At 63.9% G+C, this 21,011-nt stretch carries 22 protein-coding genes; 15 read left to right on the forward strand and 7 right to left on the reverse strand.

The window, feature by feature from the left end:
- Positions 1–23 precede the first annotated feature (23 nt).
- Both AC0L3L_RS18095 and AC0L3L_RS18100 read right to left on the reverse strand, forming a co-directional pair.
- Positions 24–2,522: an ABC transporter permease gene (locus tag AC0L3L_RS18095; protein ID WP_473638623.1), complete on the reverse strand. Its 2,499-nt coding sequence runs from the start codon at positions 2,520–2,522 to the stop codon at positions 24–26.
- Between the two features lie 224 nt (positions 2,523–2,746).
- Positions 2,747–3,442: an ABC transporter ATP-binding protein gene (locus AC0L3L_RS18100; RefSeq protein WP_473548856.1), complete on the reverse strand. Its 696-nt coding sequence runs from the start codon at positions 3,440–3,442 to the stop codon at positions 2,747–2,749.
- Positions 3,443–3,519: 77 nt separating this feature from the next.
- On the opposite strand from AC0L3L_RS18100, the gene AC0L3L_RS18105 reads away from it, so the two are divergent.
- Positions 3,520–4,161 (forward strand): arylesterase, encoded by a 642-nt coding sequence (locus AC0L3L_RS18105; RefSeq protein WP_473638597.1) that lies wholly within the window; start codon positions 3,520–3,522, stop codon positions 4,159–4,161.
- Positions 4,162–4,292: 131 nt separating this feature from the next.
- Complete coding sequence (thpR, locus tag AC0L3L_RS18110; RefSeq protein WP_123148770.1) at positions 4,293–4,889, forward strand: RNA 2',3'-cyclic phosphodiesterase; 597 nt, start codon at positions 4,293–4,295, stop codon at positions 4,887–4,889.
- Here the strand turns inward: thpR and AC0L3L_RS18115 are convergent.
- Positions 4,793–5,311 carry a low molecular weight protein-tyrosine-phosphatase gene (locus AC0L3L_RS18115; protein ID WP_473638599.1) on the reverse strand — a complete coding sequence of 173 codons (519 nt, stop codon included), beginning with the start codon at positions 5,309–5,311 and terminating at the stop codon, positions 4,793–4,795. The two genes, thpR and AC0L3L_RS18115, sit on opposite strands and share 97 nt — an antisense overlap.
- A 52-nt stretch (positions 5,312–5,363) precedes the next feature.
- Between AC0L3L_RS18115 and AC0L3L_RS18120 the strand changes: the two genes are divergently transcribed.
- The 6 genes from AC0L3L_RS18120 (at position 5,364) to AC0L3L_RS18145 (ending at position 9,291) form a co-directional block, all read left to right on the forward strand.
- A complete protein-coding gene (locus AC0L3L_RS18120) occupies positions 5,364–5,660 on the forward strand; it encodes a 4a-hydroxytetrahydrobiopterin dehydratase (protein ID WP_473638600.1) in 297 nt (98 codons plus the stop codon).
- A 159-nt stretch (positions 5,661–5,819) separates the two neighbouring features.
- The gene (locus AC0L3L_RS18125) at positions 5,820–6,182 is read left to right on the forward strand and encodes a YkvA family protein (protein WP_123148767.1); all 363 of its coding nucleotides are present in this window, start codon (positions 5,820–5,822) and stop codon (positions 6,180–6,182) included.
- 235 nt (positions 6,183–6,417) lie between these two features.
- Positions 6,418–6,921, forward strand: coding sequence for an invasion associated locus B family protein (locus AC0L3L_RS18130; RefSeq protein WP_023803328.1), 504 nt, complete (start codon positions 6,418–6,420; stop codon positions 6,919–6,921).
- A 193-nt stretch (positions 6,922–7,114) separates the two neighbouring features.
- Positions 7,115–8,350 carry a dual-specificity RNA methyltransferase RlmN gene (gene rlmN, locus AC0L3L_RS18135; protein ID WP_473638601.1) on the forward strand — a complete coding sequence of 412 codons (1,236 nt, stop codon included), beginning with the start codon at positions 7,115–7,117 and terminating at the stop codon, positions 8,348–8,350.
- Positions 8,347–8,667, forward strand: a complete 321-nt coding sequence (locus AC0L3L_RS18140; RefSeq protein WP_473638602.1) for a hypothetical protein — start codon at positions 8,347–8,349, stop codon at positions 8,665–8,667. Before rlmN ends, AC0L3L_RS18140 begins: the two co-directional genes overlap by 4 nt.
- A 138-nt stretch (positions 8,668–8,805) precedes the next feature.
- Positions 8,806–9,291 carry a hypothetical protein gene (locus tag AC0L3L_RS18145; RefSeq protein WP_473638603.1) on the forward strand — a complete coding sequence of 162 codons (486 nt, stop codon included), beginning with the start codon at positions 8,806–8,808 and terminating at the stop codon, positions 9,289–9,291.
- On the opposite strand, the gene AC0L3L_RS18150 is transcribed toward AC0L3L_RS18145, so the two are convergent.
- On the reverse strand, positions 9,263–9,904 hold the full coding sequence (locus tag AC0L3L_RS18150; RefSeq protein WP_473638604.1) for a LysE family translocator: 642 nt from the start codon (positions 9,902–9,904) through the stop codon (positions 9,263–9,265). The genes AC0L3L_RS18145 and AC0L3L_RS18150 overlap by 29 nt on opposite strands.
- Positions 9,905–10,335: 431 nt before the next feature.
- Between AC0L3L_RS18150 and AC0L3L_RS18155 the strand changes: the two genes are divergently transcribed.
- The 3 genes from AC0L3L_RS18155 to leuB all read left to right on the forward strand — a co-directional run bounded on the left by AC0L3L_RS18155 (position 10,336) and on the right by leuB (position 13,927).
- A complete protein-coding gene (locus tag AC0L3L_RS18155) occupies positions 10,336–11,556 on the forward strand; it encodes an argininosuccinate synthase (RefSeq protein ID WP_473638605.1) in 1,221 nt (406 codons plus the stop codon).
- Positions 11,557–12,270: 714 nt separating this feature from the next.
- Positions 12,271–12,654: a RidA family protein gene (locus AC0L3L_RS18160; protein ID WP_473638606.1), complete on the forward strand. Its 384-nt coding sequence runs from the start codon at positions 12,271–12,273 to the stop codon at positions 12,652–12,654.
- Between the two features lie 169 nt (positions 12,655–12,823).
- Positions 12,824–13,927: a 3-isopropylmalate dehydrogenase gene (gene leuB / locus AC0L3L_RS18165; protein WP_473638607.1), complete on the forward strand. Its 1,104-nt coding sequence runs from the start codon at positions 12,824–12,826 to the stop codon at positions 13,925–13,927.
- Between the two features lie 58 nt (positions 13,928–13,985).
- On the opposite strand, the gene AC0L3L_RS18170 is transcribed toward leuB, so the two are convergent.
- Both AC0L3L_RS18170 and AC0L3L_RS18175 read right to left on the reverse strand, forming a co-directional pair.
- Positions 13,986–14,675, reverse strand: a complete 690-nt coding sequence (locus tag AC0L3L_RS18170) for a DUF805 domain-containing protein (protein ID WP_473638608.1) — start codon at positions 14,673–14,675, stop codon at positions 13,986–13,988.
- A gap of 161 nt (positions 14,676–14,836) precedes the next feature.
- Positions 14,837–16,693 carry a DEAD/DEAH box helicase gene (locus tag AC0L3L_RS18175; protein WP_473638609.1) on the reverse strand — a complete coding sequence of 619 codons (1,857 nt, stop codon included), beginning with the start codon at positions 16,691–16,693 and terminating at the stop codon, positions 14,837–14,839.
- A gap of 437 nt (positions 16,694–17,130) precedes the next feature.
- Between AC0L3L_RS18175 and AC0L3L_RS18180 the strand changes: the two genes are divergently transcribed.
- Positions 17,131–18,165 carry an aspartate-semialdehyde dehydrogenase gene (locus AC0L3L_RS18180; protein WP_123148759.1) on the forward strand — a complete coding sequence of 345 codons (1,035 nt, stop codon included), beginning with the start codon at positions 17,131–17,133 and terminating at the stop codon, positions 18,163–18,165.
- Between the two features lie 185 nt (positions 18,166–18,350).
- Here the strand turns inward: AC0L3L_RS18180 and AC0L3L_RS18185 are convergent, their stop codons facing one another.
- Positions 18,351–18,758: an ACT domain-containing protein gene (locus AC0L3L_RS18185; RefSeq protein ID WP_473638610.1), complete on the reverse strand. Its 408-nt coding sequence runs from the start codon at positions 18,756–18,758 to the stop codon at positions 18,351–18,353.
- A gap of 155 nt (positions 18,759–18,913) precedes the next feature.
- Between AC0L3L_RS18185 and AC0L3L_RS18190 the strand changes: the two genes are divergently transcribed.
- From AC0L3L_RS18190 to AC0L3L_RS18200, 3 genes are all read left to right on the forward strand, one after another.
- Positions 18,914–19,819, forward strand: coding sequence for a bestrophin family protein (locus AC0L3L_RS18190; protein ID WP_473638611.1), 906 nt, complete (start codon positions 18,914–18,916; stop codon positions 19,817–19,819).
- A gap of 124 nt (positions 19,820–19,943) precedes the next feature.
- Positions 19,944–20,339 (forward strand): DoxX family protein, encoded by a 396-nt coding sequence (locus tag AC0L3L_RS18195; protein WP_473638612.1) that lies wholly within the window; start codon positions 19,944–19,946, stop codon positions 20,337–20,339.
- Between the two features lie 168 nt (positions 20,340–20,507).
- Positions 20,508–20,771 carry a YMGG-like glycine zipper-containing protein gene (locus AC0L3L_RS18200; protein ID WP_077380957.1) on the forward strand — a complete coding sequence of 88 codons (264 nt, stop codon included), beginning with the start codon at positions 20,508–20,510 and terminating at the stop codon, positions 20,769–20,771.
- Positions 20,772–21,011 lie beyond the last annotated feature (240 nt).

Below are 21,011 nucleotides of genomic sequence, written 5' to 3' on the forward strand. Positions count from 1 at the left end.
TTGAGCCTGCAGATGCCTGCCGATCAGAGATTGCGCAGCACCGGCGCCGCCTTGTGGCCCAGCACCCGCCAGGTGCCGGCGAGGCCAATGCCGACCGTGACCACCAGCGCAAAGATGATGGTTGCCACCGCCACATCGGGCATGAAATGCGACGGCAGCGTCATGACGCGCGCGACAACGAACCACGCCGCAATCCCGCCTGCCGCCAGCGCGAAGATCGCGGTGGCGAGGCCGATCAGCATGTATTCCAGCGAAAAGGCCGCGATCAGCGTCTTCCTGGTAGCGCCCAGCGTCTTCAGCACCACTGCATCGTGGATGCGGGCGCGGTTGCCGGCGGCCAGCGCGCCGGCCAGCACCAGCACCGAGGCGATCAGCGCCACGCCGGCCGCGGCCCTGATCGCAGTGCCGAGTTGCGCCACCAGCCGGTTGACGATGTCGAGCGCGTCCTTGACCCTGACTGTCGTCACCGCCGGAAAGGCACGGGTGACGGCGTTGAGAAGACGGGCATCGTCGGCCGGCGACGCGCCCTTGTCGGTCAGCGTCGCCAGCCAGCTATGCGGCGCGCCGGCAAACGTGCTGGGCGAGAACACCATGACGAAATTGATGCCCATCGTCTCCCATTCGACCTGGCGGAAATTGGCGATCTTCGCCGTCACGTTGCGGCCAAGCACGTTGACGGTGATGGTGTCGCCGAGCTTCAGCCCGATCTCTGCGCCTTCCTCGGCCGAAAATGACACCAGCGGCTCGCCGGCATAGTTGTCCGGCCACCAGGAGCCTTCGGTCAGCGTCGCATTCGCGGGAATACTGGCCTCGTAGGTCAGCCCGCGATCGCCGCGCAGCACCCAGGCCCCTTCCGGCGCAACCCTAGCCTTGTCGACGTCGACGCCGTTCAGCGCCATCACCCGGCCGCGCAGCATCGGCACCTTGACCAGCGTGCCCTTCGGCGCTTGCCTGCCGACCAGGGCAGAGAACGCGTCGACGTCGCTGCTCTGGATGTCGACGAAGAAGAAGTTCGGCGCCCGTTCCGGCAGGCTGCCGGAAATCTGCCGCCTGAGATTGCCGTCGATCAGCGCCAGCGTCACCAGAAGCGTCAATCCCAGCCCCAGCGACAGCACCACCGACGGCGTCAAGGCACCTGGCCGATGGATGTTGCCGATGGCGAGCCTGAGCACCGTCGAGCCAACGCGCGGGCTCTTTTTGGCGGCCCACTGCACCAGCGCGCCGACGATGCGTAGCACCAGGAAAGCAAAAATGGTGGCGCCGACGAAGATCGAGGCGATATAGCGGTCGCCGGAAAACAGAATGGCCAGCGCCGCCAGGAGCAGCGCGATGCCGAGCGCCGCCGCCGTGTAGAGCGGGCGCGGAAAACCGCGGCCCTCAAAACCCATCTCGCGAAACAGCGCCGTCGCCGGCACGTCGCGCGCACGGCCGAGCGGCAGCAAGGCGAAAGCCAGCGTCACCAGCAGCCCGAACAGCGCCGCCATGCCGAGTGCGCCGGGATAGAACCCACCTTCCGCCGGCACCGGAATGACCGACAGGAGTACCGCGCTCGCCGCAAACGGCATCAGCGCGCCAAGCACAAGGCCGACCGTGATGCCGAGCCCGGCGATCATCAGGATCTGCACCAGATAGACGGTAAAGACGAAACCGCCCGAAGCCCCCAGGCTCTTGAAGGTGGCGATGACGCCGCGCTTGCCGTCGAGATAGGCGCGCACCGCATTGGCGACGCCGACGCCGCCGACCACCAGCGCCGTCAGCCCGACCAGTGTCAGGAACTGCGAAAACCGTTCGATGTTGGAGGACAACGCCGGTGCTGCGTTGCTGCGCGTGCGGATCGACCAGCCGGACTCGGGAAAATCCTCCGCCGCCTGATCCTGAATGGCTTTTATGCCCGCCTCGCCGGTGCCGCCGGGCAGGCGGACCTTGTAGGCGTTCTCGACCAGGCTGCCGGGCTGGATCAAACCGGAAGCGGCAAGCCCGTCCGTCGAGATCATCAGCCGCGGCGCAAAGCCGAAGCCGTCGGACACCGCGTCCGGTTCGTTGACGAGCCTGGCGCGCAGTTCGAAGGTGGCGCTGCCCAGCTTCAGCCGGTCGCCGACCCCAAGGTTCAGCCGCTCGAACAAAAGGTCGGGTGCTGCAGCGCCGAAAACACCGGATTCTTCGCCGAACAATTCCTGCTTCGACAGCGCCGGCTCGGTCTCCAGCGCGCCATAGAGCGGATAGGCTCCATCGACCGCCTTGGCCTCGACCAGCGCCTGATCGGAACCGTCCTCGAGCCGAGCCATCGAACGCATGTTGGCGCTGTGCGAGACCGTGCCCAGCCCGTCAAGAAAGACGTGCTCGGCTTGCGTCGCGGCGCGCTGATTGAGCTGGAAACGAAGATCGCCGCCGAGCAGCGACTGGCCCTCGTTGGCGACACCGGCGGTAATCGCCCGGGCCACCGAATTGACGCCGCCGATCGCCGCGACGCCGAGCGCGATGCAGGCAAGGAAGATCAGGAAGCCGGACAGCCCACCGCGCATCTCGCGCAGCGAAAAGCGGAAGGCGAGTGAAAAGGTGCGCGCCCAAGTGGCCGCTTCATCCGGCCGCGGAGCCTGTCCTCGGGCTTGCCGAAGGCAAGACCCGTGGGCGTCCACCTTCTCCCCGAGCGGAGAAGAGGTCGCCAACGCCGGCGCCCGCCTCTTCTCCCCGCCGGGGAGAAGGTGGCCCGAAGGGCCGGATGAGGGGATCTTGTCAGCCATTTGCGCTACGCCGTCACTTTAAGCAATGGCGCGCCCTCGATCCGGCCCGACCGCATCGATACCTGCCGGGAGCAGCGTGCGGCAAGCGCCGGATCGTGGGTGACCAGCACCAGCGTCATGCCGCGCTCGGCAGCCTTGGCGAACAGAAGATCGGCGACCTGCCGTCCCGTGGTCTGGTCGAGATTGCCGGTCGGCTCGTCGGCGATCAGGATGCGCGGCGAAGGCGCCAGCGCCCGGGCGATCGCCACACGCTGCTGTTCGCCGCCGGACAATTCGCCGGGATAGTGGGTGATGCGGTCACTCAAGCCCACCGCCTCCAGCTCCCGCGCCGCCACCCCGAACGGATCGGCATGGCCGGCAAGTTCCAGCGGCACTGCGACATTTTCGAGCGCCGTCATATTGGGGATGAGGTGGAAGGACTGGAAGACGATGCCAATGTTTCGCCCCCGAAACGATGCGATCTGGTCTTCGCTCCTGCCGTTCAGCAATTCTCCGGCAATTCGTACCGTACCCGAATCGACCCTTTCCAACCCGGCCAAAACCATCAGCAGCGTCGACTTTCCCGAGCCCGACGGCCCGACGATGCCGGTCGCCTCGCCATCGGCCACATCGAGGCTGACGCCTTTCAGCACTTGGACGGAAGACGCGCCTTCGCCGAGCGTCAGCGATACATTTTTCAGCGCGATGACGGTTTCTGTCAAAATAAAATCGTCCTATATGGGAAAGGGGTGGCCAGAATCCGCTGGTATAATGTTCTCGGTCATATGGGGCCTGCCGCATGGCTTTCAAACACACTCTTGCCGCAGCCTTGATCCTTTTCCTCGGATTTTGCGGCGCCATTTCGTCGGCGCGCGCCGAGCCCTTCAAGATCGTCGGTTTCGGCGACAGTCTGATGGCGGGCTTTGGCCTCGGACCGGACGAAGGCTTCACCCAAAAACTTGAGGCAGCACTTCGCGCCAAGGGCCACGATGTGACGGTCGCCAATGCCGGCGTCTCTGGCGACACGTCGAGTGGCGGCCTGTCGCGGCTCGACTGGTCGGTGCCGGACGGCACGCAGCTTGTCATCCTCGAGCTCGGCGCCAACGACATGCTGCGCGGCGTTTCTCCCGCCATCACGCAAAAGAATCTCGACGCCATGCTGGCGAAGCTGAAGCAGCGCAAGATCGCCGTGCTGCTGGCCGGCATGCGCGCCGCACCCAATCTCGGCGCCGACTACCAGAACGGCTTTGACGCGATCTTTCCGAAACTGGCGGAAAAATACGGCGTCCCGCTCTATCCGTTCTTTCTCGACGGCGTCGCCGGCGAGCCGGCTTTGCAACTCGACGGTCTGCACCCGAATGCGCAAGGCGTCGACCTTATGGTCGAGCGCATTTTGCCGGATGTCGAAAAGGTCATTGCCATGGTTCAGGACAACTCTTGAAGGACTGGCTACGCGTTCCGCCGGGACGATTTGAACTTTAGGCAGGGCTGCGACCAATAAACCGCTTGCCCCGTTCGATTATCAATGATTCGCTAGCGACAAGAGTTCGATTCGAGGACAGGAGGCTTCCCATGCCACGTCTTTTCACCGCCCTCGAAATTCCGCGTGACGCCGCCCTTTCGCTGTCCCTGCTCCGGGGCGGCCTGCCCGGGGCTCGCTGGATCGACGTCGAGAACTACCACTTGACGCTGCGCTTCATCGGCGATGTCGAGGGCCATGTCGCCGACGAGATCGCCAACGCGCTCGACCGTGTCCACCGCCCGTCCTTCCCGCTGACGCTGTCCGGCGTCGGCGCCTTTGGCCAGAAGAAACCGCATGCGGTGTGGGCCGGCGTTTCCGCCTCGCCCGATCTTTCGGCACTGCAAGGCGAGATCGAGCGCATCTGCCAGCGCCTCGGCATCCCCGCCGATCCGCGCAAGTTCATGCCGCATGTGACCTTGGCAAGGCTGCGCAATTCGAGCCCGCTTGACGTCGCCCAGTACCTTTCGGCACGCGGTAATTTTTCGACGCTGCCCTTCCGTGTCGGTCGCTTCGTCCTGATGTCGTCGCGCGATTCGGTCGGCGGCGGACCCTACGTCGTCGAGGAGGCCTGGCCGCTGTCGGGTGCCGACAGCCGTGCCTCGAGCCGCGTCGCCAGCGCCTCCGACGCCTCGCGGATCATGCGGTAGACCAAGGCAAACGCCTCCGGCCCCTCGTGATAGGGGTCCGGCACGTCGCTCACCTTTCCCTCCGCGAACTCCAGGAACAGATGGACACGGTCGCGCATGGCGGCAGGCACCAGCGTTTTCAGATCCCGGAGATTCGATCGGTCCATGGCGAGAATGAGGTCGAAACGCGAAAAATCGTCTTGCGTCAGCTTGCGCGCCCGCTGTCTGGAAATATCGATGCCGTGCCGCTCTGCGATCGACATCGAGCGCGGGTCGGGCGCCGAACCGGCTTCCCAGTCGCTGGTTCCGGCCGAATCAAGCAGGATATCCCGATCGAGACCGCGCTCCGCCAGGACGACGCGCAACACGCCCTCCGCCAACGGTGAGCGGCAGATATTGCCGAGACAGACGAAAAGAATGGATTTTATCGGCTTTGCGCTCATCGATCCGGCACTATGCTGAAGACTGCGAATCCAGATAGCACGGGAAACGACTATGACGAGAGAGAAACTGAGCAAGGAGGCGGTCGCGGAGGCGCTGGCCGGGCTCGACGGCTGGTCGCTGGCCAGGGACGGCGGCTCGATCGCTCGCACCTTCACCTTCAGGAGTTTTTCCGAAGCCTTCGCCTTCATGACCCGTGTCGCCCTGGCGGCGGAGAAGATGGACCATCACCCCGACTGGTCGAATGTCTACAAGACCGTGAACGTGACGCTGAACACCCATGATGCCGGCGGCCTGACGACGCTCGATTTTGAACTGGCCAAGACGATGGACCGCTATTTCGGCGGTTGAACTCGCTGGTTCCCTTCGACGTTCGCTGCCGGTCCTTTCCAAGCTGTCAGAATCGCTGCGTCGAGACATTGGCATCTTGTAGTGGGGCACTGCTTTCACCACATTTTCCGCTGGCAGGCGCGCGTGGAACGACATGCGTAGTCTCCTTAGGAGAGACTGATGGCGCAAAAATCAGGTTTTGATTTCTTCGGCTTTAGCGGCAAGCCGGGCGAGGAGAGCGAAGTGCGCGAGAAATTCTGGCGCACGGCCAAGAGGGCTGCCCGGCAGATCCCGTTCATGGAAGAGCTGGTCGCCGCCTACTACTGCGCCATGGACAAGAACACGCCACTGCGCGCCAAGGGCATCCTAGTGGCGGCGCTCGGCTATTTCGTGCTGCCGACGGACGTCATCCCCGACTTCGTCTTCGGACTGGGCTTTACCGACGACATCGCGGTGCTGACCGCCGCGATCACCACCGTCAAAGCCCACATCACATCAGCGCATCGGCTCGCCGCCAAGCAGGCGATTGCCGACAACAGCTGAGCCGGCGATAGGGCAGAAAAGTCAAACTCTTGCCGCTTTCGTGGCCTCCAAGTCGCGCAAGGGACGTTGCAACTGCCGCTTTTAGAGCGACGGGCGCAAGGATGGCGGCGGTTTCCTGGGGTGGATGTCCTTTTCCCAAGGGAAATTCACCGTTTGGTAACCCAGATTAAATCAAAATGAAGCGACGGGCAGGACGCCGAGCCGGCCTGCCTCCGCACCATATATGGGAAAAGCGATGCGCGGATTGATTGCTACAATTTCGAGCCTGGCACTGGTGGCCATGACAGCGCCGGCTCTGGCGCAGTCGGCGACCAAGATCGGCCAGCACAATGCCTGGGGCACCTACAGCTACCAGGCGTCGGGCGGTAAGGTTTGCTATGTGTTGACCGTGCCGACCGACAAGCAGCCGCCGACGCTTGACCATGGCGACATGTTCTTCTTCGTCAGCCAGCGGCCGGGACAGCAGGTGTCCTACGAGCCGCAATTCATCGCCGGCTACAATTTCCAGGAAAACTCCAAGGCCACCGTCACCATCGACGGCAAGAGCTTTTCGATGTTCACCCGCGGCAAGTCGGCCTGGGTCGAGAACGCCGCCGAGGAGCCGGTGCTGATCGCCGCGATGAAAACCGGCAGCGACATGAAGGTGCAGGCGAAGTCCGGCCGCGGCAACACCACCACCTACGTCTTTTCGCTGAAAGGCATTTCGGCGGCGCTGTCGTCCATCGCCAAGTGCAAATAGCCATAGAGCGGAGTTTGAGTAAGGCCGGGCCGCAAGCCCGGCTTTTGCTTTTTAAAACGCCGCCGGCCGGCACATTGCGGCGAGCCTTGCACAGCCGCCACCCATGACTCCGCCGTCAACCTGTGCTATGCGCCGCGCTTCATTTCCAGCACGATGCTGTAATCGGCCGCAAATCGCTTATATTGGCGCAACAATGACCCTTTCATTCGACCTCACCGCCGAAGGCGCCCGTGACGCGTTGCGCGCCCGCGCCACGCCGGCCGAAAAACCGTCGCTGATCGGCCTGACCCGGGCCGAGCTTGGCGCTGCCCTGGTTGCATCAGGCATCGTGCCGGAGCGCCAGGCCAAGATGCGCGCCCAGCAGCTCTGGCACTGGATGTATGTGCGCGGCGTCTCCGACTTTGCCGGCATGTTCAACGTCTCCAAGGATTTGCGCGCCGAGCTCGACAAGCATTTCAGCGTCGCCAGACCCGAGATCGTCGAGGAGCAGATTTCCTCCGACGGCACGCGCAAATGGCTGTTTCGCTTTCCGCCGCGCGGCGCCGGCCGGCCGGTCGAGATCGAGACCGTCTACATTCCCGAAGAAGGCCGCGGGACGCTCTGCATCTCGTCACAGGTCGGCTGCACGCTGACCTGCTCCTTCTGCCACACCGGCACGCAGAAGCTGGTGCGTAACCTGACCGCAGAGGAAATCCTCGCCCAGCTTCTGACCGCCCGCGACCGGCTCGGCGATTTCCCCGACCGCGACACGCCCGATGGCGCCATCGTTCCGGCCGAGGGCCGGAAAGTGTCCAACATCGTCATGATGGGCATGGGCGAGCCGCTCTACAATTTCGAGGCGGTGAAGAAGGCGCTGCTGATCGCGTCCGACGGCGACGGGCTTTCCCTGTCGAAGAGACGCATCACGCTGTCGACTTCCGGCGTCGTGCCGGAGATCTTCCGCACCGGCGAGGAGATCGGCGTCATGCTGGCGATCTCGCTGCACGCCACCAATGACGATTTGCGCGACCTTTTGGTGCCGATCAACAAGAAGTATCCGCTGAAAGAGCTGATCGCCGCCTGCCGCGCCTATCCTGGCCTGTCGAACGCCCGCCGCATCACCTTCGAATACGTGATGCTGAAGGACGTCAACGATTCGATCGAGGACGCCAAGGGGCTGATCAAGCTGCTCAAGGGCATTCCGGCCAAGATCAATCTGATCCCGTTCAACCCGTGGCCGGGCACCAACTACCAGTGCTCCGACTGGGAGACGATCGAGAAATTCGCCGACTACATCAACAATGCCGGCTATGCCTCGCCGATCCGCACGCCGCGCGGCCGCGACATCCTTGCCGCCTGCGGCCAGCTCAAGTCGGAGTCCGAGCGCATGCGCAAGGTCGACCGGCTGGCGCTGGAAGCGATGATGATCGCGGGACACGGCGAGGCGTGAACCGCGATTTGCCTTGGGGCCGCATCGCTTTCGCATTCCTTGGCTATAATGCCGCCGTTCTGATCGCAGTTGCCACCACCGTATTTGCCATGCTGCTCCCGACCATCCCGGCGAATGTACGCGCCTGGGAGTCTTTTTACGCCTACAGTCGCCATGTCGGAGATGTTTACCAGTTTGGCCTCATGGCCACCTTTCCGATGGCGCTGCCCGGTTTTCTGTTGACGCTGTTCGTCGCGCATCGAGCAGGCTGGGTCGCATGGTTGCCATATGCGTGCGCCGGCACCCTGAATGCCCATTCTCGCACTGCTGATTCTTGACATCGTCTACCTACAAATGCGTCCATTGGAACTCGCCCCTATTTTGCTGCCATGTCTGCTAGGTGGATTCTCCGGCGGCTATGCTTATTGGTCCGTTGTCAGACGTTCTCTCGACGATCGATGGGAAAGCGCCTCCCGATGAACCGTCTCGTCGCCTATCTCATCCGCTTCGCCGTCATCCTGGTCGGCTATGGCTTCGCCTCGCTGGGGGCAAGCGCCTTCCTCAACATCATGTTCCTGGCCTCTCTTGGGCTGATGACGGACGAGACGCAGCCGGCAGCGCAGGCCTCGCTGTGGTTTTCAATTCCATTCGTTGCGCAGTTCGTCGCCTATTTCGCCTTCATGCCGGCAGCCATCGCCATTCTCGTCTCGGAAATCCTCGGTAGGCGCGACTGGCTGTTCTATGCGTTGGCGGGCGCGGTGGTCGCGGCGGTCTTCCTCGGCTTCGCCTACCAGACCGCCGATACCAATTTCGAGATCACCGATCCGCGCGTCGTCGGTGCCGTGATCGGCTGCGGTATGGTCGGCGGCATTTTCTATTGGTTGAGCGCCGGGCGCTCGGCCGGGAGCTGGCGTCAAGCCGGAAGGTCCGCGCCTACTTCGCCTGGGCGGTCAGGATCTTAAGCGCGAAGGCCGAAAACACCCCGGCGAACAGATAGTCGACGACGCGCGTCACCCGCGGGCTGGTCTTCATCGCCGCCGAGAATTTTTCTGCTGCAAAAACCATCGGCGCCGTCACCGGGATCGACAGAACGACGAACATCGCGCCGAGGAAGAACAGCTTTCCGGGCGCGTTCGGATCATGCGCCGAGACGAACTGCGGCAGGAAGGTCATGAAGAACAGGATGATCTTCGGGTTGAGCAGATTGACACCGAGCCCCGCCGCCCAAGCGCGGAACAGCGAAATCTCAGGCCCGGTCTTCTTCTCCGGCGAAAACGCCGACCCCTTGGTGATCGCCTGCCAGGCGAGGAAAACGAGATAGCCGGCGCCGAATATCTTCAGGGCCAGGAAGGACATCGGCGAGGCGACGATCAGCGCCGAGATGCCGACCACGACCAGGGTGGTGTGGATCAGTGTGCCGCACAGCGCGCCCGCCATCGAGGCAAAGCCGGTGGCGCGGCCATGGCTCAGCGTGCGCGACACGAACAGCGTCATGTCGGGCCCCGGCGTGATCGCCAGGATCACGGTAGCTATGGCGAACTGGATCAGCGTGGTGGTGTCGGGAATGAAGGACATGGGCGGGCCCTGGATAAGGTAAGGCGCAGCCTATAGCGCAGGTGCCTTATCGACGCCAGCTTCTCGCCAGTATGGCGTCTGGTCTAGCAAGTCGAAACATCGATGTCGGCACCGTTGGTAGTTGGCGAAGGCCGCAGCGACATCCGATCTCCCCCCTTGCGGGGGAGATGTCCGGCAGGACAGAGGGGGGTGGGAAGGATCGCCGGCTTCCGATTTCATCCATCCCCAACCGGAATCTGCTTGAGGGCTTGGTCGCGATGTAAGTCGGAGGGACAGCACCCGGACAGCACCCCCTCTGCCCTGCCAGGCATCTCCCCCGCAAGGGGGGAGATCGGCAGCTTCACCGACGGCCTGAACTCCGTTCATCACTTGCGCACTCCGGAAAGGCCGTGATACCTCGCCCGCGAAGAACCCTGTCGCGGAACAGCCAAATGTCAAAAGCAAAAGCCGTCAAGAAGGTCGTGCTCGCCTATTCCGGCGGCCTCGACACTTCCATCATCCTGAAATGGCTGCAGACCGAGCTTGGCGCCGAAGTCGTCACCTTCACCGCCGATCTCGGCCAGGGCGGTGAGTTGGAGCCGGCGCGGCGCAAGGCCGAGATGATGGGCATCAAGGACATCCGCATCGTTGATGTCCGTGAGGAATTCGTCTCCGACTTCGTCTTCCCGATGTTCCGCGCCAATGCTGTCTATGAAGGCACGTATTTGCTTGGCACCTCGATCGCCCGGCCGCTGATCTCGAAGCACCTGGTCGAGATCGCAAAAGAAACCGGCGCCGACGCGGTTGCGCACGGCGCCACCGGCAAGGGCAACGACCAGGTCCGCTTCGAGCTCTCGGCCTATGCGCTCAACCCCGACATCAAGGTCATCGCGCCATGGCGCGACTGGTCGTTCAAGTCGCGCACCGACCTGATCAATTTTGCCGAGCAGCACCAGATTCCGGTGCCGAAGGACAAGAAGGGCGACGCGCCGTTTTCGGTCGACGCCAACCTGCTGCATTCGTCATCCGAGGGCAAAGTGCTGGAAGATCCATGGAGCGAGCCGCCGGAATTCGTCCATCAGCGTACCATCTCGCCGATGGACGCGCCGGATAAGGTTACCGAGATCGAAATCGAATTCCTGAAGGGTGATCCGATCGCGCTCGACGGCAAGAAGTTGTCACCGGCGACGATGCTGGCCGCGCTCAACGATCTCGGCCGCGACAACGGCATCGGCCGGCTCGACCTTGTCGAGAACCGTTTCGTCGGGATGAAATCGCGCGGCGTCTACGAGACCCCCGGCGGCACCATACTGATATCAGCCCACCGGGCGATCGAATCGATCACGCTCGACCGCGGTGCCGCTCACCTCAAGGACGAGTTCATGCCGCGCTACGCCGAGCTGATCTACAACGGCTTCTGGTTCGCGCCCGAGCGCCTGATGCTGCAGGCGATGATCGACAAGAGCCAGGAAGATGTCGAAGGCACGGTGCGGCTGAAGCTCTACAAGGGCAACGTCATCGTCACCGGCCGCAAGTCGAAAAAGACGCTCTATTCCGACGCGCTGGTCACCTTCGAGGACGACCGTGGCGCCTACGACCAAAAGGACGCCGAGGGATTCATCCGCCTCAACGCGCTGAGGCTGAGGACGCTGGCGGCGCGCAGTCGTAGCTAGCCAGTTTCTCTGCACGGAGGGATTTGGCTCTTTTGACTGAGCCTACAGGGGACGGTAGGCGGTCATTGGTGGCCGGCCTGCCCCCAGCCGCCAATCTCCAACGTTGGCGATTAGCCACAGGCCACCACGCCTTCGTCATCCTAGGGCGGAGCGACGCGAAGCGGAGCGCAGACCCTGGGATCCATTCCGTGACTTCAGCCGTAGAATGCTGCGGCTCAGAACGGCGCTTGTATCCACCACTGCGCCAATGGAAGATCGAACTGATCGAGAAGACCAATCCAGAATGGGTCGAGCTTTTTCGCGGAACGGGGTGGTAGCGTTCGGTTCCGCAGGAGCACTGCCGCGAGGTAACGGCATGGATCCAAGGGTCTGCGCCGCGTCGCTTCGCTCCTTGCTTCGCCCTAGGATGACGAAGTGGAGGATGTTTCGGCCAATCTCGAATGTCCTTGCGCCCTGCCATGAAATCGCCGCTGAAAACAATCGACGTTCGCTGCCGCTCGGCTTCAGGGACGGAGACCACTGCGTTGGCCGATGCCTGTTCCGCTGGTGGGGCCTTGAGGAGTTCGAGCCGCCTCGCTCGACCTCGCTGCGATCGAACGCAGGGCCGACATGCCTGCCTATCACGGTTTTTGCACTGTCGATTCGTCCCGCCTGGCCCATGGCCGGAAGGCACTTCTTCAGCTCAATATTGCCTAAGGAATATGCGAGGGAACCATGCGAAAACTGATCTCCACCGGCTCGCCGTTCGAGAAGACCGCCGGTTATTCGCGCGCCGTGGTACAGGGCGACTGGTGTTTCGTTTCCGGAACGACCGGCTACGACTATGCGGCCATGTCGATTCCGGAAACGGTCGAGGCGCAGGCGCGCAATTGCCTGGCGACGATCGCCAAGGCGTTGCAGGACGGCGGTTTCGAGATGGCCGATGTGGTGCGGGCGCATTACTACATCACCGACGCGGCTTTCGTGGACATCGTCTTTCCGATCCTTGGCGAGGCCTTTGGCGAGATCAGGCCGGCGGCGACGATGATCGTCTGCCAGCTCAACAAGCCGGAAATGAAGATCGAGATCGAAGTGACTGCGCTCAAGCGCACGGCCTGAGCGTGGCGGCGGTGCAGAAGCTTGTACGACGTCGGCGGGACAGCCCCCGCTGTCCGGCAGGACTGATGGGAGCACGAGGATCGACAAGATGCTCTGAACCAAAAGCTTGCGCGTGAGCCGCTTGGCGTTTAGCAAGACCGCGGCTCACGCCACAGTTAGGACGGTTCCGATGGCTTCGAAAAATCTTCTCCTGCTCGCCGGCGACGGCATCGGCCCCGAGGCGATGGCCGAGGTGAAGAAGCTGATCGCCGCCATGAACGACAAGCTCGGCAGTGGTTTCGTCACCGATGAGGGGCTGGTCGGCGGCTGCGCTTATGACGCGCATGGCGCGGCGATTTCCGATGCCGATATGGCCAAGGCGATGGCTGCCGACGCGGTGCTGTTCGGCGCCGTCGGCGGGCCGAAATGGGATGCGGTGCCGTATGAGGTGCGCCCGGAAGCCGGACTGCTGCGGCTGCGCAAGGACATGGAGCTGTTCGCCAATCTCAGGCCGGCCATTTGCTATCCGGCGCTGGCGGCCTCGTCTTCGCTCAAGCAGGAGGTGGTCGAAGGGCTCGACATTCTGATCGTGCGCGAACTCACCGGCGGCGTCTATTTCGGCGAGCCTAAGCAGATCATCGATCTCGGCAATGGCCAGAAGCGCGGCATCGACACGCAGGTCTACGACACGTTCGAGATCGAGCGCATTTCGGGAGTTGCGTTCGAATTGGCGCGCACCCGCAAGAACCACGTCACCTCGATGGAAAAGCGCAATGTAATGAAGTCGGGCGTGCTGTGGAACGAGGTCGTCACCCAGACCCACAAGGCTAGATATGCCGACGTCAAGCTCGACCACATGCTGGCCGACGCCGGCGGCATGCAGCTGGTGCGCTGGCCGAAACAATTCGACGTCATCGTCACCGACAATCTGTTCGGCGACATGCTGTCCGACATCGCCGCCATGCTGACCGGCTCGATCGGTATGCTGCCGTCGGCGTCGCTCGGCGCGCCGGATGCCAGGACGAAAAAGCGCAAGGCGCTCTATGAGCCGGTGCACGGTTCGGCGCCGGATATCGCCGGCAAGGGCATCGCCAACCCGATCGCCATGATCGCCTCCTTCGCCATGTGCATGCGCTATTCCTTCGGCATGGTGGCCGAGGCCGACCGCCTGGAAAGCGCCATCGCCGCCGTGCTCGACCAGGGCTTGCGCACCAGGGATATTCTTTCCCCTGGCATGACCGAGGTCAGCACCACTCAGATGGGCGACGCGATCATTGCCAAGTTCCTGGGCTGAGCCTGTGGCGGTCGACGTCGCCCGCCTTCCAGCCCCTCCAAATTACTGTGTCGAGCTGCTAGGCCCTGACGCCCGCCGGCACTGGACCCCACTGGTTTTCACGGGCCTGCGTTGGGATCAGCGCGAAGACGAGGATGATCAGCCAGCCGATGGTTGGAATGAGCACCGCTAGAAAGAGCCAGCCGGTCAGGCCGATGTCGTGCAAGCGACGCACGTTCAGTCCGATCCATGGCGGGATCGTCGCCAGCACAAACGTGCCGCAAAGACCGACCGTCACTGCCGGCAATTCGTCAATATTGCCCATGGCTTCGTCGATGAAGAGGCCCATGCCTAAGACCACAATCAGCGCGATCGTCCAGAACAGGCAAAAGCCCCAATACTCCTTGCGGCGGGCACGACCGGCGAAGTTGAAGTAATTTTCAGTCACGCCCCGCCAGAAATAATCCCACAATCCGGTAGCCGCGGCGGGCCGACTTTCAGCAGACCGGCCGAAATGTTGCGGCGCCCCGGGCGCATTGCCGGTTTGAGTCGGGGCGGCGGTTGCGGCAGGCGGACTGGCAGCCTTGGCACGGATCGAAAAAACGTCGCGTGCCCGTCCGCCGGCCGGCTGGAACTCGATGGCCGTGCCCCTGCCTATCGTCGCCTCTCGGCGCAGATCCTCGCGCGCGAACGTGTAGCGGTTGCCGTCGGCTCCGGTGATGAAACCGAAGCCGTGGTCCTCGTCATAGTGAAGCACTTCGCCGCGCATGTCCTGCCCCTCGTCCCGCTGGCCAGACTGTTCAAAGTTGCGGCAGACCGCAAGGGGTGCGTGCCAAGACGCCGTGCATCGGCTATGAGCAGGCCGCCCATGCCTTCGGTCGACGTTCCCTCGGCCGGCCTCCGACCTGTTAAGATTACCGTGTCGAGGAACTAAGCCGGCCGCTTCTTCGATTTCTTGTTCTTGGCGGGTCCGGCCTTGTCGAATTTCGGCTTGCCTGCCTTACCGGCCCAAGGCTTTGCCTCGAAGGCGGCAGGGCGCTGGTCGGCTGACGGTGCGCGCTTCTCAAATTTGGGCGCGTTCTGGTCGAATGTCCGCTTGCCACGGTGCGGCTTCTTGTCCGGCCGTGGCTCCTGATAGCCGGCCCGCGACAGGTCGGGCGTGCCGTCCAGCCGCTTCACCGCGATGTTGTTCTGCAGCTTGCGGTCGGGGCCGATCGCCTGGAGAAACCGGTCGGCCCAATCCGCCGCGATCTGCACGAAGGTTTCCTCCGGCTGCATCTTGATGGCGCCGATCTCGCGCTTGGAGATGCCGCCTGTCCGGCACAGCATCGGGATCAGCCAGCGCGGCTCGGCATTCTGCCGGCGCCCCACCGACAGCGAGAACCAGACGCTGTCGCCGAAATCGTCGCGGCGGCTTGGCGCCTCGTTGCGACGGCCGGATCGATCGCCAGAGGGCCTGTCGCCTGACGGCGTGAACGGTGCGACGTCAAGGAGATCCTCGGGCGCCGAGCGGCTGGAGCGGCACATCCGCACAAAGGCTGCCGCCACCAGTTCGGCGCCACGTTGGTCGAGAAGCGTGCTGACGAAGCCGCGTTCATCGTCTGTCACAGGCTCGCTGAAGACCGGGTCGGCGAGGATCCGCTCGTCGTCGCGGCGCAGGACGTCGTCTGCCGAGGGCGGGCTGGCCCATGTTGCCGCAAGGCCGGCGCTTTGCAGTAGCCGTTCGGTGCGCCTGCGGGCATTGTTGGGCACGATCAGCGCGCTGACGCCTTTGCGTCCCGCCCGTCCGGTCCGCCCGCTCCGGTGCAGCAGCGTCTCCGGATTGGTCGGCAGGTCGGCGTGGATCACCAGTTCAAGGTTGGGCAGATCGATGCCGCGCGCCGCCACGTCGGTGGCGATGCAGACTTTTGCGCGCCCGTCGCGCATCGCCTGCAGCGCGTGGCTGCGCTCGTTCTGGCTCAGCTCGCCCGAAAGCGCCACGACGGAGAAGTTGCGGTTGTTGAAGCGCGCGGTCAGGTGATTGACAGCAGCGCGGGTGTTGCAGAACACCAGTGCGTTCTTCGCCTCGTAATAGCGCAGCACATTGATGATGGCGTTTTCCCGGTCGGGCTGGGCCACGCTGAGCGCCCGGTATTCGATGTCGAGGTGCTGCTTTTCCTCGCCGGAGGCCGAGATGCGCACCGCATCGCGCTGGTAGCCCTTGGCCAGCGTGGCGATGGAGCGCGGTACGGTGGCCGAAAACATCAGCGTGCGACGCTCGGCAGGGGCAGCGTCGAGGATGAATTCCAGATCCTCGCGAAAGCCGAGATCGAGCATCTCGTCGGCTTCGTCGAGGACGACTGCCTTCAGTTCAGACATGTCGAGCGCGTTGCGGGTGATGTGGTCGCGCAGCCGGCCAGGCGTGCCGACGACGATGTGGGCGCCGCGTTCCAGCGTGCGTCGCTCGGTGCGCATGTCCATGCCGCCGACGCAGGACGCTATCGCTGCGCCGGTCAGTTCGTAGAGCCATTCGAGCTCGCGCGTTACCTGCAAAGCGAGCTCGCGCGTCGGCGCGACGGCCAGCGCCAGTGGTGCGGCGGCGTGGGAAAAGCGCTCGGCGCCATCGAGAAGGGTCGGCGCCAGGGCGAGCCCGAAGGCGACGGTCTTGCCGGAGCCGGTCTGCGCCGAAACCAGCGCATCGGCCTGCCCGAGCTCGAGAACCGCCCTCTGCACCGGTGTCAGCTCGACATAACCGCGTTTTTCCAGCGCCTTTGCCAGCGCGGGGACAAGTGCTTCGAAATTGGACATATGCTTCTTTCGGAATTCGGATTCTTTTATGCCCGGCAATGGGTCATCCGTCGGCGAGCACCATGAGCGCCACGAGCCAAACGATCCAATCGTACGTACTTCGCGCCGCCGCCATTGTACAGGGCAAGCCGCCTCGCTGCGTCGCGATTGACTCTTCGCCTAAACCGCGTAAAAGCCGGCACCGAACGGGATAGTTTCGATGCGCGGCCTTTTGATGGCGCTTCTTGCATTCGACTTCCCCGGCCGCAATGCGAACCATTGGGCCGGGCGCGTCGGCGCGTCTCCTCGTTCCAGCAAAACCACGGCTAAAACGACCACTAAAACGGTCTAATTCCCTTGGCCTAACCACCCTCTCCCGGGTCCGGCCCGGGGGGTTGAAACCCGCTTCGGCCGGCGGGCTTTCTCCAACAACCGAGCGGAGAGGACAGGAGATTTCGATGAGTTTCAAGGTTGCAATCGTCGGCGCCACGGGCAATGTGGGCCGGGAAATGCTCAACATACTGGAAGAGCGCGGGTTTCCGGTGAGCGAAGTGGTGGCGCTGGCCTCGCGGCGCAGCCAGGGCACGGAAGTGTCGTTCGGCGACCGCACGCTGAAGGTCAAGGCGCTCGACCAATATGATTTTTCCGACACCGACATCTGCATCATGTCGGCCGGCGGCAACGTCTCTAAGGAATGGTCGCCGAAGATCGGCAAGCAGGGCTGCGTCGTCATCGATAATTCGTCGGCTTTCCGCTACGACCAGGACGTGCCGCTGATCGTGCCGGAAGTGAACCCGGACGCGATTTCGCTGTTCACGCGCAAGAACATCATCGCCAATCCGAACTGCTCGACGGCGCAGCTGGTCGTGGCGCTGAAGCCGCTGCATGACTTCGCCACCATCAAGCGCGTCGTCGTCGCCACGTATCAATCGGTCTCCGGCGCCGGCAAGGAAGGCATGGACGAGTTGTTCACGCAGACCCGCGCCGTTTTCGTCGCCGACCAGGTCGACGTCAAGAAGTTCACCAAGCGCATCGCCTTCAACGTCATCCCGCATATCGACGTCTTCCTTGATGACGGCTTCACCAAGGAAGAGTGGAAGATGGTCGCCGAGACCAAGAAGATGCTCGACCCCAAGATCAAGCTGACGGCGACCTGCGTGCGCGTGCCGGTGTTCATCGGCCATTCGGAAGCGGTCAACATAGAGTTCGAAAAGCCGATCACCGCCGAGGAAGCACGTGAGATCCTGCGCGAAGCGCCGGGCTGCCAGGTTCTCGACAAGCGCGAGGACGGCGGCTACATCACGCCGCTGGACTCGGCCGGCGAGGACGCCACCTTCATCTCGCGCATCCGCGAGGATTCGACCATCGACAACGGCCTGTCGATGTGGATCGTCTCCGACAATCTGCGCAAAGGCGCGGCACTCAACGCCGTGCAGATCGCCGAATTGCTGATCGAGCGCGGGCTGATCCAGCCGAAGAAGAAGGCGGCTTAGTTTTCGCTCGCGGGCCGTATCGCCGCTGCCGCGGCGGGCCCTCCGCGGGGGCGCCGGACAACCGGCGGCCCGCGGTCGCGGCCTCGGCCTTTGGCCGTTAGCCCCTTCTCCCCGTTTTACGGGGAGAAGGTCCCGGCAGGGGGATGAGGGGCAGCGCCCACATTCCCAGACACAAGGCGCCCGCCTCACCCACGATTCTCTTCCGCCAGCTTCGTCAGTATCGCGACCGCCTCCTCCGCCCGATCGGCCGGGACGAACAAATGGTCGTGGTAGAAGGCCGAGACCGGATTGACGCCCATGCCGGCGGCGGCAAGACGCGTGGTGATGGCGGCGAGGAAGCCTACCGCCTCCAGCGACGAATGGATGTTCAGCGTCACCATGCGGCAGCGAAACACGATCTCCAGGCCAGCGGCCTCGGCTTCCTCCTCTAGCGCGATCACCGTCGTCCCCTCGCGCTCGCGAAACAGCATCACCGGCTCGAGGCTGTCCGATACGGGCGCATCGCGCGGCAGTGTGGCGAAGACGTGGATGCCGGGACGCAATTCCGGCATCATCGTTGCCAGCAGTTTGTTCAGATCGGTCTCGCCGGCCATCGATTGCTCCCGAATATCTTGCGGACTTTCGATAACGTGCTCGCCCCAGGCCGGCAAGACGACATCGCCATGTCGCTGGCAGCTGGGCTTGTGCGTGTATTGCATCGCACAATGGAACCGATCAGGATCATTGCCGGTCCGTGAAAGGGGTTTCGATGATCGTTCGCCCGCGCCCGGGATTCTTGCATCTGTTCTTCATCATGCGCGGCTCGGTGGTGCCGCGTATCCTGCCGCAGATCTTCGGCTTCGGCGTCTATGGCGCGCTGGTGGTGCTGGCGGTCAGCGCACTGAAGCTCGACTTCGGCAATGCCGGCCCCGCGCCGTTCGCTCTGCTCGGTGTGGCGCTGTCGATCTATCTCGGCTTCCGCAACAACGCCGCCTATGACCGCTGGTGGGAAGCGCGCAAGCTGTGGGGCCAGCTTGTCTTCGACATTCGCAATCTGGCGCGCGCCAGCACCGGACTGATCGAAAACCGGGCGGAACTGCGCGGCCTGCTGATGGAGGCGATCGCCTTCTGCCACTTCCTGCGCGGGCTGCTTCGGCGGGTGGATGCCACGACCGAAGCACGCGCGTTCATCGGCGAAGAGGCCGAAAGTGCCGCCAAGCTGGCCAACCCGCCCGACGCCATGGTGCGGCGGATGGGCGAGCGAGCCGCCGCGCTATACAGGGCCGGCTCGATCGACGTCATGGGCTACCGCATCCTCGACGAGCGCCTGGCTGAAATCGCCGCAGCGCAGGCCGGCTGCGAGCGCATCATGGGAACACCGCTTCCGTTCGCCTACACGCTGCTCTTGCAGCGCACCGCCTATATCTTCTGCCTGCTGCTGCCGTTTGGGCTCGCCTCGACTGCCGGGTGGGCGACGCCGCTGTTCACGGCGCTGATCGCCTACACCTTCTTCGGCCTCGACGCGCTCTCGGAGGAACTCGAGGACCCGTTCGGCACCGAGGCCAACGACCTCGCCCTCGACGGCCTGTGCCGCGTCTGTGAAATCTCGGTGTTCGAGGCGCTCGGCGAGGCGCCGCCAAAAATGATCCCCGCCGAAAAATACTATTTCTCCTAGGGTTTGCTCCCAAGCTCATGGCAGCGCCGTGCGCTCAAAAGATCGTAGGCGTGTCGGATCGTCGCCTCACGCCGCGTCCTTGGTTCGACCCTCGCCGAGAGGGCTCGAAACAACCGGAGGACCAATGACCATGTCTCAAACAGCATCCGTCACGCCGGGCGCGCTGTGGACCGGCCGAGGGCTCAGCGCCCTCATCGTGCTGTTCATGATCTTCGACGGCGTCATCAAGCTGCCGCCGCTCGATGTCGTCACCCAGACCATGGTGCAGCTCGGCTGGCCGGCCGATCCCGATGTCTCGCGCATGCTCGGCATCATCGGGCTGGTCTCGGCCGCGCTCTATGCGGTGCCGCGCACCTCGGTGCTCGGCGCCGTCCTGCTCACCGCGTATCTCGGCGGCGCCATCGCGACCCACGCGCGTCTTGGCAGCCCGCTGTTCTCGCACACATTGTTCGGCGTCTACCTCGGCCTCATTCTGTGGGGCGGCCTTTTTTCCTGCGCAATCCCGGGGTGCGCTCGCTGATCCCGTTCAGCCGATAGCGGCGGCGTCAAAAGCCGTTCGATGGCGGTCGCGCCGCCAGAGAGCGGCTGTCTGCCACCACCCTTCTTCCTTGTCCTTGGATCAAATCGCCCGGTTGCGAGTTAGACGATGTGGGGCGAGGACGGAAAACCCCATTGGGGAGGAGCGACGATGAAGAAACTGGTAGTCCTGATGGTATTGGCAACCTCGCTCGCAGCCTGTTCCCGGACGGAACAGGGCGCCGCGGTCGGTGGCCTGGGTGGCGCTGCTGTCGGCGCTGCCGTTGCAAACGATCCGGTGGAGGGAGCTGTTGTTGGTGGTGCTGTCGGCGCCGTCGCCGGCGCGCTGATCGGCCGCGCCACTGAAAGGGGCCAGTGCCGCTATCGCGATCGCTATGGACGCGTCTACATCGCCCGCTGCCCGGCAGGCTATTGATCGGGCCGCGTCATAGCTCCGACGAAATAAAACGGCGGGCAAAGCGCCCGCCGTTCCGTAAGCGATAAAAAGCGGGACTATTCGGCGGTCGCGGCTTCCGCCTCGGCCGGGGGGGGGGGGGGGGGGGGGGGGGGCCCCCCCGGGGGGGGGGGCGGGGGGGGGGGCGGGGGGGGGGGGGGCGGCCGCCGCGGGGGGGGGGGGGGGGGGGGGGGGGGGGGGGGGGGGGGGGGGGGGGGGGGG

Source organism: Mesorhizobium sp. WSM4849, assembly GCF_055811385.1.